We start from the raw sequence: 14,108 nt of genomic DNA on the forward strand, positions 1-14,108 counted from the left end.
AATATCCACCGTCGGGAGATTGTTGCAGAAAACGTTACGGGATCTATTCTAAGCTTTCATGGTTTCAAGATACTTTTTCTTATCTGAAACAACCTTGTTAGATCAAAAAATCTAACAAGGTTTTGTCCAAAAATTAGCTAGAAATTGATCATTGATTAATTTTTATCATGTTCTTGCTCTTCGTAGCTGTGCCACATCATAACTGACCGATCCAAGCGAGTTTGACGTCCTGATGGTTCGATATGAATGGCTGCACAGCCAATCGCCCCACATGGAATAGGTCTCCACAAAATAGAGCGGTTTTTTATCCACGCAGGACACGTTTAAGCGCAAATAGATGTGCGTTTGGTATTCGCTTGACCAATTAATCACATTACAAGATTGGCCGTTGTTATAGATATCAAACCGACGTTTAGGGGTGATCACAGCTTGTTTTTTAAAGTCACGAGCCGTGAGCTCGGAAAGTGCCGCAAAATGAGTAGGCGTTTTCATCGCATGCTTCCTTATTCTTCAATCCAATGGATGAGGGTATACACACTGTTCAATCCTTTTTGACACAAGATTTCTTGCACGTTATTACGCGCGATGGGTTGGCGAACACCACCATGACGTGCTTTTGCTAAGACCCACGCACCAGTCACAAAAATAGGGGGGATGGACTGTTCCATTTTTTTCTCCATGACAATCAGATTAAGAGTTAGGGCTAAGATGCCAGGCGGATATCAAAGTTGAAGCCGCGACAGTAGTAGCGCTCACCCTGCTTTTGAAAACGCAAACCCGGGAAGACGGAGCCATAAGAGGCATACACAATGACTTCTTCACGGCTTTCTCGTAGACGCCACTCACCAAGTCCGATACGGCTATCGAGATCCAGTAAAAGCTCATAGAAGTCATGATGCTGAAACGTTTTCTGTCCGATGCCAGGGAATTGAGTGTTGATGGCCTCCCGGACTCTTTGTTCTTTTAATTGAGCGATATCATCCAATTGCTCAGAACTCTGACCGCGACTGAACATTTTCAGGTGTTGCACGCGCTGCACAATCGCGTGACGCTGTGGTGATAGGGTTGGCGCCGATGGCGCTCCCATTCCCTTAATCGACTGACGCAACGCCTTCACTTGGCAGCGAAGCGCCACTGGCTCTATCGTACGGCTTGATTGTTGTTTCATATGAGCGCCCTCTGGTTAACATTCCGACGTGCCAATCCAGCGACCGTCGCTATCAAAGGCATCCCATGGTTCGGTCGTCGTGTCGTTCTCTTCCCATTGCTCGGCCAGCCCTTCCCAACATGGCTTGATAGACACCGGCTCTTGATCCGTCAGTTGGTTGAGGTAACACTTAACCAGGGCCTCTTTAGGGAGCGCACAAAAGAATTTCGTGGGATGAACATGATCCGTTTGCGCCACAAACTGCATGGCTACCTGCTCGCTCATGTTCCACACGTACTTTTCTAGATACTCAAAAGAGGCCTCATCATTTAAACCTTCACGCTGCGCTAAGATCTGTTTTGAATCGGAGTCAATCAATTGAATGAAGCCCCTTTCGCCCTCGGACAAAGAGACATCATGTTTTGGTGAGCTTTCGTGCTCCAGCGGCGAGACGCTGGTCGCTGTTTGGCATTTAGAGAGAGTTAGGGTTGAGTTTTGTTGCGCCATGGGGAGTTTCCTTTTTGTTTGAGTATCACCTTTCGGAGCCGCTTAGCTGTCCATCGGGCTTTCATGGTTCTCAATAACAAGGGCGCGAAGCGTTCATATACCCTTGTTATTGAGGTTCTGAAAGGTCATGGTTAACAGCTTGCGAGTCCGTAAGGTGATGCGAGTAGAAAGGAAAATCGGCGCATAAAAAACTCGGCCCTTACTCTGTCTTAATGACAGGCAGTGAAAGACAACGAGGAAGAATGACGAGGCGTAGCGAACGCAGTGAGCGGAGGCGTTGGGTGATTGTTCGCAGGAACGCAATGGCACATCGAGCTTTGCTCGATATTCGTGTCATGCGTTATCGCGGGAGGAGCGAAGCGACGGAATGAACGGAGCGAAGCGAGAACGCCCAAGAAAAGGTCAGGATTTGCGAAAATATATCTTAAAAAACAACGCATTGATGCTTGAGTATTCTCAGCCCCTCCTTAGACAAACAGACCTAAACCTAGACCTAGACCAGTATGAGGTGAATAGTAGACAACATTAAGATTCAGAAAAAAGCCACTCATCAGCTTCATTAAACGCTTGCTCAACAATGTTATTTGCGAGAGTTTTTTTATCTTTATGTGCATAAATATCGAGTCGATTACTCGTGCCAGCACGTACACGGACTTTTGCATCAGGAAAGATCCCATGCAGCCTTTTCTCTAACTCAACCGTGATCAAAGAGAGCCCGTTTTTAGGTAACTTATCCTTTTGAACCATCATTTCAACTCGCATAATTAACGCCTCCAGAGCCACACGTAACACTGTATGAAAATACAGTGTTATACCGCGTATTTTCATGTAAAGCGCTTTAATATTTGCCTATTACTCTCAAAAAACCTGCTCGTTCCTTTTGAACTGTCTGGAGAGCGGATGAGTCGATCTCCAAAAGCTCGATCAGTTTAATGTATTCAGTTATGGTCAGCGGCTCCGGTGACTGTAAACGGTTTTTCTGATCAGCTCTTTAGTCATATCAAGAGAGCCATTAAGATATTGCTGAGTAACAAAGAGAAGTCGCTTGAAAATCACCGTTGTTCGCAGGAACGCAATGGCACATCGAGCTTTGCTCGATATCGGTGGCATGCGTTATCGCGGGAGGCGCGAAGCGACGGAATGAACCGAGCGAAGCGAGAACGCTAAGAAAAGGCAAGGCTTTGCGAAAAGAACAAAAAAAACAGCTCACTGATGCTTGAGTATTCTCTGCCCCAAAGCCAGCATGCACCGAGTTCAATTTTTATCCGTAAACGAACCAAAAATAAGGATTTGAATCGCCATAGGCACTAGAATAGTGCCGGTTCGTGTAAACGAACCCTTCTTTTCGCTTTCCCCTGGGGATCCGCAGCGCCAAGAGCGCAATAGATAGAGAGTCAGACCAGCAAGCATGCAAATAAAACGCGATTTTAATTACTATCATCATTTACACGACACGGTGACGCACGCGTTACTTCACTTGTTCTTTCAGATATCAACGACGACCCGTTATGTTCCGGTGAATCGCCGTAATGAGATACTGATTAAATATCTCAAGCCTAAATTAAGCGACACATCGTTATCAAGCATTAAGAAAGACATTAAGCTCATGGTAAACTCAGCCAGAAAGAGCGGAGGGAACTTAGAAATGAAACTGCATGAGTTAAACGCCCTGGCGAAGCAATCTAAGCTTAAAGGAGCGGAGAAGCTTTATCACTTGTTGGTCTGCCTTTATGATGAAGAAGGCCTCGAGTCTCGACTGTTTGAAAAAGGGATGCAAACCAAGCCCGGCATACTGTATTTACTTGAAGAGCAATTAGAGCAAGGCTTTGATGCTGAGCACCGGCAAGTGAGCCCCATTTCAATGCTCATCGAGTTAGAGCGCGCGCCTGAGCTGATTGAGTGCATCAACCGACACGGTTTATTTGTGGCGGAGATGAAAGAATGGAATGAGAAGACACACCAAGCGCACCTTTTGGTTCATCCCTTAGACATCAACCTGATTGAAGGCTAGCGGGAAGTGCGATGAACGGATCACATTACCAATGAGATAACGCAACGATGGCAACGAACAACCCTCACGACGGTTTATTTAAATCCTTTTTAACGCTGCCTGAGGTGGCAAAGGATTTTTTAGAAATCCACTTACCGCCCGACATTCAGGCATTGTGCGATCTTTCCACGCTGCAACTGAAATCGACGTCGTTTTTGGAAGAAGATTTACGGCCTTACTACTCCGATGTGCTTTATTCATTAGAAACACGTTATGGTACGGGGTATGTCTACACGGTGATTGAGCACCAAAGTAGCGCAGACGCCCGCATCAGCTTCCGGTTGATGCGTTATGCAATAGCAGCCATGCAGCAGCATTTGGATGAAGGAAACGAACGCCTCCCTTTGGTCGTGCCATTATTATTTTACCACGGCAGCCAGAGTCCTCACCCTCATAGCATGAACTGGCTGGATATGTTTGCGGAGCCTGCGGTAGCAAAGGCACTCTACAGCACACCTTTTCCACTGATTGATGTCACGGTGATCCCCGATGAAGAAATCATGGGACATCGAAGCGTCGCGGCGCTAGAATTGGTACAAAAGCACGCTCGCACGCGAGATATGCTAGAATTTGTCACACAACTGGGCGTGTTGTTCATGAGAGCCGAGTTAAATGATGGCCAAGTCGAAAGACTGGTGAGATACATACTGCAAGTCGGGGAGACAAAGAATGCCCCTGTCTTGTTAGAAGGGTTAGCGCAGAGCGCGCCAGAACATGGAGAGACTATCATGACCATAGCCGATCAGCTTCGCCAAGAAGGTCGCCAAGAAGGCGAACAAAACGGGTTACTACGAGGCCGCCAAGAAGGCGAACAAAACGGGTTACTACGAGGCCGCCAAGAAGGCCGCCAAGAAGGACAGCAAGAAGAGCGTAAAGCCATTGCTCGGAAGATGCTGCTTTCGGGTCAATCCGTTGAATTTATCAGTGAATTGACGGGATTAGAGCGAAGTGTTGTTATCAAATTAAGTAACTAGAAACAACGTGAAAACGATCCTATATTGGGATCGTTTTATTCCTCATGAGAAACCGGTGTAGGATCTAATTCTTCGGCCAGCCCCCGCAAAAAACCCGCCCACGCTTTACGTTTATGGGTCGAAAGATTTTCGTCTTTAAGCATGGCCTCAAGGAAAAAGGTTTGCTCGGGGATATCAGGTGACAAATATAACACCAGCTTCCCTACTTTCTTACTCTCTAACTCAGGGGTTAACGGCCATGACAATAATTTAGTATCAATAAAATTTCGCAAAATAAAAGAGGACTTTACACTTTATTCATCGTGTCTCTGATTCTAACAAAAGATCCTAAAATAGGATCGCTATTTCTTCTGTGTATACAGAAAACCACGAAGTAACGGGTGGCATAATATCAACGACCCAATCTTTATGCTTGTTATTGATTTAATGGACGTTTGTTTCGCCCCAAAAGACCCGCCGCCCGCTTGGAGCCCTCATCCAAGAAAGCAGATGACTCCCTCTCCAGAAATTCGACCAGTTTAATGTATTCAGTTATGGTCAGCGGCTCCGGTGACTGTAAAACGGTTTTTCTGATCAGCTCTTTAGTCATATCAAGGGAGCCATTAAGATATTGCTGAGTGACAAAGAGAAGTTTAGAAAAAGACGGATGATTAATAACTAAAGGCTTCTTACCTTTGACTCGAACTTCAAAGCGTTCGATGACGTAATCGTCTTCGCCGTCCTCAATACAAACCCATTCATCGGATTTCATTCGTTACCTCACAATGAAACATTCATTCTTTAATCGTGCACACCCCATTACGCGTCCTTCTTCGATAATACTGTCATGAACTTATCATTGAGCAAGGCATAGCTATCGTTCGCCTTAACGAGATCGCTCTGAGCTTTATTTCTTTGCTCTTTGTGATCGAGCATCTCCACTTCAAGTTTGGACACCGCGTCATTCGCGGATTGTGCACTTTGTTGTGCGGCATTTAGGTGAATTTCAAGCTCTCTATTGGTGAGAGTAAGGGTCTCCATGGCCACTTTCAGCGCCTCTTTATCTTCAAGCTCTGCGCGTAACTGGCCGATGATTTCTGATTTTGATGAAGATTGTGACGTCATGTCAGTAAGATGATTCGATAACTTGTCAATATCAGCACGGAGCTGCTCTTGAATGGACGAATGAGACTGTTTTAATTCGTCTATATTGCCATTATGCACATGACTCAGCTCTGCGATACGTTGAGTGTGCTCAGATTTTAATTCTACGAGGGCGTGTTGATGCTGCTCTTTCAGTTGTTCAACCATCAGTTGATGGCTGGCCACCTGTTCAGTTAATTTTCCCTCTAGTTCAGCGTAAGCGTGCTCCGCGGCTTTTAAGTCCTCTTCCTTTTCCCGTTGAACTCGTGACACGGTCGCCTCAAGGTGGGTGACTTCTTGCGTTTTCGTGGCCAGTTCACGCTCCAATTGAACGTTTTTGTCGGTGGCCTCAAGCAAATTTAAGTCAAGCGTTTCATTCGTTTGTAGAAGCTGCGCGGCACTCTCTTGGGCCTCTTCAAGCTCCACCCGATTGACGTCCATTTCATCATCACGAAGCGCGTTAAGAGAAAGCATACGGGCGTTAATTTCTTGGTGTAACGCTTTGACCAGCACATCGCTCATTGATGTTTTTTTTAGCTCATCAGCTTCAATCTTGTATTGCTCTTCACGCCAGTCTTTTACATAAGGCGTCACCGCGGTATGAGAAAAATCGGTCTCTTTGGCCACAAGTCGGCCGGTGATTTTTTTCAGCTCAACACCGCCGGTTTGGTACAAAGTTTCACACACCTTAACGACTTGTTTTTTGATATCGGATGTCGTTGTCATTTTTATATCTCAACCTAAAATTACACATTAACACAATTGTAATCCACTTTACGTAAAGTGTAAACGTAAAGCCGCAACTTTAAAGCTTTCACTGGATTTTTTAGGGTATACCTTTACTGCACTAGATAATTTCAGTGCAGTAAATAGTGAAAATATGTGTATAATGCACCAATATAATTAAACCAATGTAAAATGCACCAATGAACAACAATATCCGAATTTATGGTTACCTAAGGGCTTCAACTGACGATCAAGATGCTTCGCGTGCAAAAAATGACCTGATTGAATTTGCAAACAAAATGGGTTATCAAGTCGCCTATTGGTTTGAGGAGAACGAATCGGGAGCTCGCTTACACCGCCCTGAATTGTTCCGTTTACTCGATATAGCGATGATGGGTGACATTATCTTAGTTGAACAAGTTGATCGGATCAGTCGCCTTAACACCAAAGACTGGGAACTATTAAAAAACATCATTGCCAGTAAAGGATTGAGGGTAGTAGCATTAGACTTACCAACCAGCCATCAATTTATGCACACAACTGACGAATTTACGGACAGAATGCTCGCCGCTCTCAATAATATGATGCTCGATATGCTGGCTGCTGTTGCCAGAAAAGATTATGAAGATCGTCGTCGTCGCCAAGCACAGGGCGTACAAAGAGCGAAGCAAGAAGGGAAATACAAAGGTCGCCCCGTTAACATCAAGCTACACCAGAAAATTGAAGGTTTACTTCGAGAGGGAAAAAGCTACAGCCAAATCGAAGCATTGATAGGGTGCTCCAGACATACCATTTCTAAAGTATCTAAGTTACTGAAAAAGCATCACAACAAAGCCGAGAACGACTTTTTGACCTAGACATTAAGCTTCTATAGAAGATGCTAATTGTCTTGAACATTCATTGCCGCAGTTCAAAGAAAACGCTCAATAATATGATCTACACACCCTTGGTCAAACTCTTCAAAATCAACAGCTTTACCCATGTCAATAAGTTGCTCTCTGGTTGGGTAACGTAATGTCCTCAGATCCGTAGCGTTTACTTGGGTATGACCGTTCATTTGACGGAAATACTTATCTACTAGCGAGCTATTCAAAAATACCCAAAGACCTTTAGCAAGACCATCATGTAATGGTTCGCCTAATGCGTGAAAGTAGTTAGTTTTGTTTTCAAAACCTACAACTTCGACGTCTGCTACATCAGCTGTATAAATTGAAGCTACGATTCTACGTTTTTCTTCTTTAGCTGTTAATCTGCGTGTGAGAACATAAGTGCCATTAGGAACCATCAGGTTAGCGGTACTTTTATTGTTCAGCAATGCATTAGGCTTTTTAGCATTTTCAACTGGCCATTTAATCGCACATTTTTGTAGGTGTTGAGGAAAAATCAAAGGAACTGAACCATCAACAAAGTCCGTGCTTAAATTTTCTCTAGTTCGGAAGTCTACAACTTTACCTGTACTTGCCTGAATACCAAGATCTTCAAGTGAGCACGGTAAACCACCTGCTCTAGTTGCTACATTCTGTTCTTCTTCATCAGTGATAATATGAATAAACCTGTCAGGATTGTTATCACTCACTATTTTTTCAAATGGCACTTCATAAACAAATGGATTAGGGTCATCTGCACAAGAGCTAGAACTAACAGTTACAGTATCTCGTTGTGGCTTACCTTTCGTTAAGTGATACACAACATTCTCTTGAAGAACCTTATCTGCTTTGAATGCTGATTTACGACTGTTAAAAACATGTATCTTGTTTATCGAACAAGTATCTAATAGTAGCTTGCGGAAGTCATTGAAGTAAGGACCGTTACAAAATGAGCGTGGTGTGATTGCAACAAGTTCACCATCGTCTTCTAGTAACTTAATCGCTAGTCCTACGAATGCGGAGTATAAATTACCTGTTTCGAAATTAACTTGTCTTAGAGCATTACGCTCCTCGCCTTTAGCAGCAATTTTTAAATAAGGTGGGTTTAGAATCGCTTTGTTGTAGCTAGGTACGAAATCCTCACTAAGAAGCATTTGAACAGAATGTTGAATAAAATCTTCTTCAACTACCGTTTGGTCCCATTGAACGTTATTTGCTTCACAAGTATTGGAACATTGCCCTAAAGTATCGGCCAAATAGTGATTCATTACGCTTGATAGTTCAAAACAAGTCGACTTAATACTTGTAGCATTACCTTTAACTCGTTCTACAAAAGCAGCTGTTAAGGAACCAACACCGGCTCCTGCATCCAGCAGACGATGTTCGCCCTCAATATTTTCAAACATTTCTGCAAGAAGCAGAGATACGGAAGAAGATGACATAAACTGTCCTAATTTACCTCTCAACTTTTCATCAAGTTTTCCATTTGCTTCAACTCGATTTACATCTGCAATGTCATTCAGATTGAGGGGGATGTTTAGAGCTAATTCTGTCATGCTTGGTCATTTATACAGTAATTAATTGACTGAGAAGTATCGCAAAAAACCTGCACAAAAGGAAGAAAAAAACCTGCACATAGGTTACATTGTGGAACCAATTGGTTTTATGGCTAATAAATCAAGAAAATGAAAGAAAAAAAACTAGAACAAGCTAAAGAAATACTCAAAGCTTTAGGCTTACCAAAACAACAATACAACGATAGGTCGGCTTGGGTCTTTCTGGCTCTTGCTAACGTGAGACCAAATGACGATTGGAATGTTGCAACCGCACCACTTTTACCAACCGTTAATATTATGGACTTTATTCGTTCAGAGTATGGTAAGGATTACAAACCAAACTCTCGTGAAACGATTCGAAGACAAACGTTACACCAATTTGATCAAGCTCAGATCGTTGATAGAAACCGAGATAACCCTGCAAGAGCTACAAATAGCAAAGACAACAATTACTCATTGAATCAATCGATTATCGAGATTCTCCACGCTTACCCTAGTGGGGGTTGGGAAGAGTTGGTTCAAAAATTCCTCGATGAGGTTCCTAGTCTACAAGCGATGTATGAACGAACTATCAATAAAGAAAAGATTCCTGTTCACTTGCCTGATGGCAATGAGATAAAACTATCCCCAGGTGTTCATAACCAACTTCACGCTGATATTGTTCATGAATTTTGTCCGAGGTTTGTTGGTGAGGGCGGTAAAATTCTTTATATCGGTGATACAGCAAGTAGCCGTGATGAAGGTGGTAAACATATGGTTTTAGAAACTGAATACCTAGAGTCACTTAATGTCCCACCAATGTCTCATGATAAATTACCGGACGTTGTTGTTTATGATGAAAAACGTCAATGGTTGTTTTTAATAGAAGCTGTAACAAGTCATGGACCAGTAAGCCCCAAACGATGGATTGAATTAGAAGAAGCTCTAAAGGGTTGTACTGTTGGGCGTGTTTACGTCACTGCTTTTCCTCATAGAGCAGAGTTTAGGAAGAATTCTGCAGATATTGCATGGGAAACTGAAGTTTGGATTGCTGATAATCCCGACCATATGATTCACTTCAATGGTGATCGTTTTCTTGGACCACACGATAACAAACCTGAGATTGTCTAACATGGCTTGCCCTGAGTTTTTCGGGGCTCATTTCTAATTAACGCCGGCAAGGTAAGACGATTGGTTGTCGACATTATTGGATTCAGATGCATAACGGTACTGGAAATACACTTTTAAATACAATTACTTAACCTTCTTAGCGTTGTTTTCTGTTCCATTGGTGCTCAAACCCCCAATAGTGGTTACGTACATGACTGGGTAGATCTGCATTCTCTGATTAATTACAACAGCCCCGATTAGTTGCAACAGCCTCCATTCGTATGATTTGCAAAAAAATAGTTTTAAAAAAAGCCACCAAACTGATAACTCCGGTGGCTTTTTAATACTTTAAAGAGCAGCCATTATTATAAAAAACATGGTCGCTCTTATTACTAAAAATCATAGAATAATTTATCAGTAATAATTAAAACATTATACACCTAAATAATTTGTATATAGATACGCAAAGCCATAACGAGTTTTGTTACCTACCATATAAGTAGTAATAATTTTATTAGCTAAAAGAACTTGTTTACATTCTTCTACTGTAGAGTTTTTAATTACAGCTTCATCTTTATGATTAGATCTTATTTGTATAAGTAGGCTTTCAAATGTCTCTTCATATAGAGTATTTTTCTTATATTTAGAATCTATATTATTATTCTTTGAAAGGTCTTCGCAAAAGAACTTAACAAATTCGTTACCTTTTTCATTCCATAGATCAGTTAAATAATTAATAACAGCGCTTTTTCGTGACTGATTACTTGTACAATAGATTAGGCTTAATATTGATTCCTTTCTAAATTTTTTAATATGGTCTTGTTCTTTTTGTTCCTTTATTGCTGAAGAAATTAAGTCTATAAACGGACGCAAATTAACGGTTTTATCAGCACTTTGAATGTTTCTATATAGGTCTTCGTAAGCTAATCTAATTTTCCCGTTTTTTCTAGATTTTGGAGAACCAAAAAATAAATTTATAATTGGTTGAATTAAGTATGTATCTAATGGTAATTGATTATGTTGATGATTTTTAGTTTTTAATTTTTTCTCAATTTGCTTAGTGTTAATTGCTGTCGTTGAAGAATATTTATTTAAGTATTCGAAGAAATCCTCCTTACAATACAAAAATATTAATTTCAAAAAGTATGAAAACATTTCATTTTGACTCCATTCCAAATCAATCACTCTAGCTGCAAATGAATGTTTATTTGTTAAATTACCAAGACGCTCATACAAATCTCGTCGTAGAAATAATTTTGGGAAAATCATATCCCATGGGCAATTAATACTAAGTTTAACTAGCGGAGAAACGATGTCGTTCCACAAATTAGGTTTTACAATATTATCTAAACGATCGAAAGTTAAGATTAATAAATGTTGAGATGAATTTAACTGTGCATTTATATCATACAACTCATCCTCTATTTTATCTAGTAAATCAGCATTGTTAATCAATTTTATTATTTTATTTTGAGCAGTAGTTCTAGATAAATCAATGACAGGAATATCTATTTTACTTGAATAGTCACCGCGAGTACAAATAGCTTGCCAAATAAAGAATACCCAAAACCTTTTAACAAATAGCTCATCCTTTAAGTAATCATCAAACTTCAAAACTTCAAAATTATCATTCTCATAATTTGTAACGTTTAATACTTTATATTTTAAATGCTGCTTCTGAGATTTGGTTATTAATCGATTGAAAAAATGTTCATTTTGCAATGCCTTATAAAAAGCTGTCTTACCTGTTCCTTTATCTCCAAGTAATATGCTTTTTTCCGGAATTAAAAAATCTTCCATACAAGGTCTAAAATAAAAAATATTATTTATATAATCAGCATTATACTCTGTCGTTTCGGCATATAAACTTGGCAGATGATCTGATAAGTTATCTAATATTCTATCTTGCAAGCTTTTCCGTGGGGATACAGCTTCAACAACAGGTTCAGCTTCAACAACAGGTTCAGCTTCAACAACAGGTTCAGCTTCAACAACAGGTTCAGCTTCGACAGCAAGCTCTATTTCAGTTTTTTGATCTATAATGGACTCAATATATTGAAAAAATTTATGATATTGAATTGAACCGTTCTCACCACTGATAAAATCATTTAAGTCATCTTCATCAGATAAAGATGTTCCTATATACTCTAATGTGTTTTGACGATCAAAATAGAACGTATCAGCATCAAAGTTATATACATTTTGTATGTATTGAACAAAGTTATTGAATATATTTCGGTAATTGCTACTTAAGATCGAAAGAACAAATGTTGCATTAATACACTTATCACCTAATAGATTAGAAACGTATTCAGTACCAGGCTGATTTTGAATATCATCACCCGCCAATATAATAACATGTTTAGATAATTTAGTTAATGTTCCAAAAAGATTATTAAAACCAGTTCTTGAATCAATTAATATAATATCTGGTTGATACTCAGACTGAATATCATTAATTAAATGATTCAGTACTCTAATCAAGCCTACGCCTTGAAGATCCAAGCGCGCCAAGCCTTCTAGGTAGCTATCAAGATCTCTGTTGTCACTTGACAATATATTTCCAGCAGGCATTAAATTAATAGTACCACTTCCTGAATAATCTTTTCCTATTTTGTAAATGTAATTATCTAGTTCAATCGATTCTATAAATAATTTATCATTTAAGTATTCAACTAAACCACTTTTTTGCTTTGAGGATTGTGCGCTATTGAAAAAATTAAGCAAACCTGGGGCTTCTAAATCACTATCTATAACGAATACATTTTTCCCTTTTCTAGATAAATATGTCGCAGTCAAAGCCAGGGAAGTCGTCCTACCAACACCACCTTTATAACTAAAGAAAGTCATCACATTTCTTTTTATATCTATGTTATCTTTTTTATGGTCAAGTAGTGTATTTAGAGATCTTCGCAAACCTAAAGAAACTTTACCATTTTCAAATAAATATTTATAATCATCATCTTCTGATTGTGCAATGGATAAAAAAACAAATAAAATATTTTTATTGTTTATCTCTGTTTGTGAAATTTCTTTAAAAGAAAGGCCATCAATTCCTTTTACAGTATCACTAACAATATACACATTAACTTTCTGATTTATTCTTAATTCAAGAAAAAAATTATTAACGGTATCCGATTCAATGTTCCCCATCAAATCAGCTTCTAATCTATTCATAAAATCTATTGATTTTAACATTTTTTCCCTTACATATTTCTTAAGAAACTTCTTGTATGAAGATAGAAATCTTTAACATCAGAATAAGGTAAATCTATATCTTTATACCTTATCGATGGATCCCAATTAATCAATAACTGCTCTATTTGAGAATTATTACTTTCATATGTTAAGTCACTTATGAGTGAGCTTAATCGATTTTGTAAATCATCAAATTTATGTGTCGCAATCTCATTGTACTTTATGATGCCTGAACCATTACAGCCTGACTTATCTACATTTATGTTAATATCAAACCCGAGAAGATCCAATATTTTATATTTTAGTGAGCATTCAACGATGTATCCAGATAGATAATACAGACTAAGCACCAAATTTTGAAACTGTAAACTCTGTTCTTGATCAGCACTTAAGCAAGCCTCTATTCTTTCTTGTAAAACTTTACAAGTCTCACTGTGCCTTTTAGCTGCTAATAAATATTCGGGGTATTTCAAAATAGCTCCTGATTTAAATTGTCAACTAAGATCTAACAAAATCTTAAAATATGTAACCTTTTCAGTTTGTTAAGGTCAACAAAAGACACGATAGATACAAATTACTCAGCCCTTAGACTTGAGATTTACTTTTTATTTTACCACTAGTTAATACAAGAGAGATATGGGAGATTTATTTTTTCAGATATTAAAGGACGTGGCATACTATTGAACTTCAAGTAATTCGTTACTCACTAAATGAGTAAAACTCTTCGCTAACACTTGTCCATAGGTATGTTACAACTCGAGGGCTTAAATTGTGATCACCAAGCAGCTCTGTCGTATCGTAACTACCAAGCAACATTGACGTTATTAAAATATGGCTCTGGAAACAAACCATAGCTGTCAGCCTTTATAAATA

General features: G+C 39.6%; 15 protein-coding genes. 4 read left to right on the top strand and 11 right to left on the bottom strand.

The features are described from left to right. Window positions 1–165: 165 nt before the first annotated feature. From VTAP4600_RS16910 to VTAP4600_RS16925, 5 genes are all read right to left on the bottom strand, one after another. Entirely contained in the window at window positions 166–492 is a 327-nt protein-coding gene (locus VTAP4600_RS16910) for a hypothetical protein (protein WP_231897837.1), read from the bottom strand. Window positions 493–503: 11 nt separating this feature from the next. Then, window positions 504–668 (bottom strand): hypothetical protein, encoded by a 165-nt coding sequence (locus VTAP4600_RS25975; RefSeq protein WP_172443141.1) that lies wholly within the window; start codon window positions 666–668, stop codon window positions 504–506. A gap of 35 nt (window positions 669–703) precedes the next feature. Then, window positions 704–1,168: a hypothetical protein gene (locus tag VTAP4600_RS16915; protein ID WP_102523804.1), complete on the bottom strand. Its 465-nt coding sequence runs from the start codon at window positions 1,166–1,168 to the stop codon at window positions 704–706. A gap of 15 nt (window positions 1,169–1,183) precedes the next feature. Continuing rightward, window positions 1,184–1,654 carry a hypothetical protein gene (locus VTAP4600_RS16920; RefSeq protein WP_102523805.1) on the bottom strand — a complete coding sequence of 157 codons (471 nt, stop codon included), beginning with the start codon at window positions 1,652–1,654 and terminating at the stop codon, window positions 1,184–1,186. A 525-nt stretch (window positions 1,655–2,179) separates the two neighbouring features. Then, on the bottom strand, window positions 2,180–2,482 hold the full coding sequence (locus tag VTAP4600_RS16925) for a DinI-like family protein (protein WP_231897838.1): 303 nt from the start codon (window positions 2,480–2,482) through the stop codon (window positions 2,180–2,182). Between the two features lie 580 nt (window positions 2,483–3,062). Between VTAP4600_RS16925 and VTAP4600_RS16930 the strand changes: the two genes are divergently transcribed. Both VTAP4600_RS16930 and VTAP4600_RS16935 read left to right on the top strand, forming a co-directional pair. Next, the gene (locus tag VTAP4600_RS16930) at window positions 3,063–3,665 is read left to right on the top strand and encodes a DUF2913 family protein (protein WP_102523806.1); all 603 of its coding nucleotides are present in this window, start codon (window positions 3,063–3,065) and stop codon (window positions 3,663–3,665) included. Window positions 3,666–3,712: 47 nt separating this feature from the next. After that, window positions 3,713–4,678, top strand: coding sequence for an Rpn family recombination-promoting nuclease/putative transposase (locus tag VTAP4600_RS16935; RefSeq protein WP_102523807.1), 966 nt, complete (start codon window positions 3,713–3,715; stop codon window positions 4,676–4,678). A gap of 35 nt (window positions 4,679–4,713) precedes the next feature. On the opposite strand, the gene VTAP4600_RS16940 is transcribed toward VTAP4600_RS16935, so the two are convergent. From VTAP4600_RS16940 to VTAP4600_RS16950, 3 genes are all read right to left on the bottom strand, one after another. Continuing rightward, window positions 4,714–4,950: a hypothetical protein gene (locus VTAP4600_RS16940; RefSeq protein WP_102523808.1), complete on the bottom strand. Its 237-nt coding sequence runs from the start codon at window positions 4,948–4,950 to the stop codon at window positions 4,714–4,716. A 143-nt stretch (window positions 4,951–5,093) separates the two neighbouring features. After that, the gene (locus VTAP4600_RS16945; RefSeq protein WP_231897839.1) at window positions 5,094–5,429 is read right to left on the bottom strand and encodes a hypothetical protein; all 336 of its coding nucleotides are present in this window, start codon (window positions 5,427–5,429) and stop codon (window positions 5,094–5,096) included. A gap of 47 nt (window positions 5,430–5,476) precedes the next feature. Continuing rightward, on the bottom strand, window positions 5,477–6,526 hold the full coding sequence (locus VTAP4600_RS16950; RefSeq protein WP_102523809.1) for a coiled-coil domain-containing protein: 1,050 nt from the start codon (window positions 6,524–6,526) through the stop codon (window positions 5,477–5,479). Between the two features lie 200 nt (window positions 6,527–6,726). Between VTAP4600_RS16950 and VTAP4600_RS16955 the strand changes: the two genes are divergently transcribed. Then, window positions 6,727–7,383, top strand: coding sequence for a recombinase family protein (locus tag VTAP4600_RS16955; protein WP_102523810.1), 657 nt, complete (start codon window positions 6,727–6,729; stop codon window positions 7,381–7,383). A gap of 53 nt (window positions 7,384–7,436) precedes the next feature. Here the strand turns inward: VTAP4600_RS16955 and VTAP4600_RS16960 are convergent, their stop codons facing one another. Then, window positions 7,437–8,948 (bottom strand): Eco57I restriction-modification methylase domain-containing protein, encoded by a 1,512-nt coding sequence (locus VTAP4600_RS16960; RefSeq protein WP_102523811.1) that lies wholly within the window; start codon window positions 8,946–8,948, stop codon window positions 7,437–7,439. Window positions 8,949–9,077: 129 nt separating this feature from the next. Here VTAP4600_RS16960 and VTAP4600_RS16965 point away from each other — a divergent pair, with 129 nt between their 5' ends. Beyond that, window positions 9,078–10,058, top strand: coding sequence for a BsuBI/PstI family type II restriction endonuclease (locus VTAP4600_RS16965; protein WP_102523812.1), 981 nt, complete (start codon window positions 9,078–9,080; stop codon window positions 10,056–10,058). Between the two features lie 411 nt (window positions 10,059–10,469). On the opposite strand, the gene VTAP4600_RS16970 is transcribed toward VTAP4600_RS16965, so the two are convergent. Together VTAP4600_RS16970 and VTAP4600_RS16975 are read right to left on the bottom strand one after the other, a co-directional pair. Then, the gene (locus tag VTAP4600_RS16970) at window positions 10,470–13,235 is read right to left on the bottom strand and encodes a tyrosine-protein kinase family protein (RefSeq protein ID WP_102523813.1); all 2,766 of its coding nucleotides are present in this window, start codon (window positions 13,233–13,235) and stop codon (window positions 10,470–10,472) included. An 8-nt stretch (window positions 13,236–13,243) separates the two neighbouring features. Further along, window positions 13,244–13,708, bottom strand: a complete 465-nt coding sequence (locus VTAP4600_RS16975) for a hypothetical protein (RefSeq protein ID WP_102523814.1) — start codon at window positions 13,706–13,708, stop codon at window positions 13,244–13,246. Between the last annotated feature and the right edge of the window lie 400 nt (window positions 13,709–14,108).

Origin of the sequence: Vibrio tapetis subsp. tapetis (assembly GCF_900233005.1) — a bacterium.
Lineage (GTDB): Bacteria > Pseudomonadota > Gammaproteobacteria > Enterobacterales > Vibrionaceae > Vibrio > Vibrio tapetis.

Bases quoted from the DNA above. Each gene is read 5' to 3' on its own strand.
- VTAP4600_RS16910 (WP_231897837.1), bottom strand. From the start codon at position 492: ATGAAAACGCCTACTCATTTTGCGGCACTTTCCGAGCTCACGGCTCGT.
- VTAP4600_RS25975 (WP_172443141.1), bottom strand. From the start codon at position 668: ATGGAACAGTCCATCCCCCCTATTTTTGTGACTGGTGCGTGGGTCTTA.
- VTAP4600_RS16915 (WP_102523804.1), bottom strand. From the start codon at position 1,168: ATGAAACAACAATCAAGCCGTACGATAGAGCCAGTGGCGCTTCGCTGC.
- VTAP4600_RS16920 (WP_102523805.1), bottom strand. From the start codon at position 1,654: ATGGCGCAACAAAACTCAACCCTAACTCTCTCTAAATGCCAAACAGCG.
- VTAP4600_RS16925 (WP_231897838.1), bottom strand. From the start codon at position 2,482: ATGAAAATACGCGGTATAACACTGTATTTTCATACAGTGTTACGTGTG.
- VTAP4600_RS16930 (WP_102523806.1), top strand. From the start codon at position 3,063: ATGCAAATAAAACGCGATTTTAATTACTATCATCATTTACACGACACG.
- VTAP4600_RS16935 (WP_102523807.1), top strand. From the start codon at position 3,713: ATGGCAACGAACAACCCTCACGACGGTTTATTTAAATCCTTTTTAACG.
- VTAP4600_RS16945 (WP_231897839.1), bottom strand. From the start codon at position 5,429: ATGAAATCCGATGAATGGGTTTGTATTGAGGACGGCGAAGACGATTAC.
- VTAP4600_RS16950 (WP_102523809.1), bottom strand. From the start codon at position 6,526: ATGACAACGACATCCGATATCAAAAAACAAGTCGTTAAGGTGTGTGAA.
- VTAP4600_RS16955 (WP_102523810.1), top strand. From the start codon at position 6,727: ATGAACAACAATATCCGAATTTATGGTTACCTAAGGGCTTCAACTGAC.
- VTAP4600_RS16960 (WP_102523811.1), bottom strand. From the start codon at position 8,948: ATGACAGAATTAGCTCTAAACATCCCCCTCAATCTGAATGACATTGCA.
- VTAP4600_RS16965 (WP_102523812.1), top strand. From the start codon at position 9,078: ATGAAAGAAAAAAAACTAGAACAAGCTAAAGAAATACTCAAAGCTTTA.
- VTAP4600_RS16970 (WP_102523813.1), bottom strand. From the start codon at position 13,235: ATGTTAAAATCAATAGATTTTATGAATAGATTAGAAGCTGATTTGATG.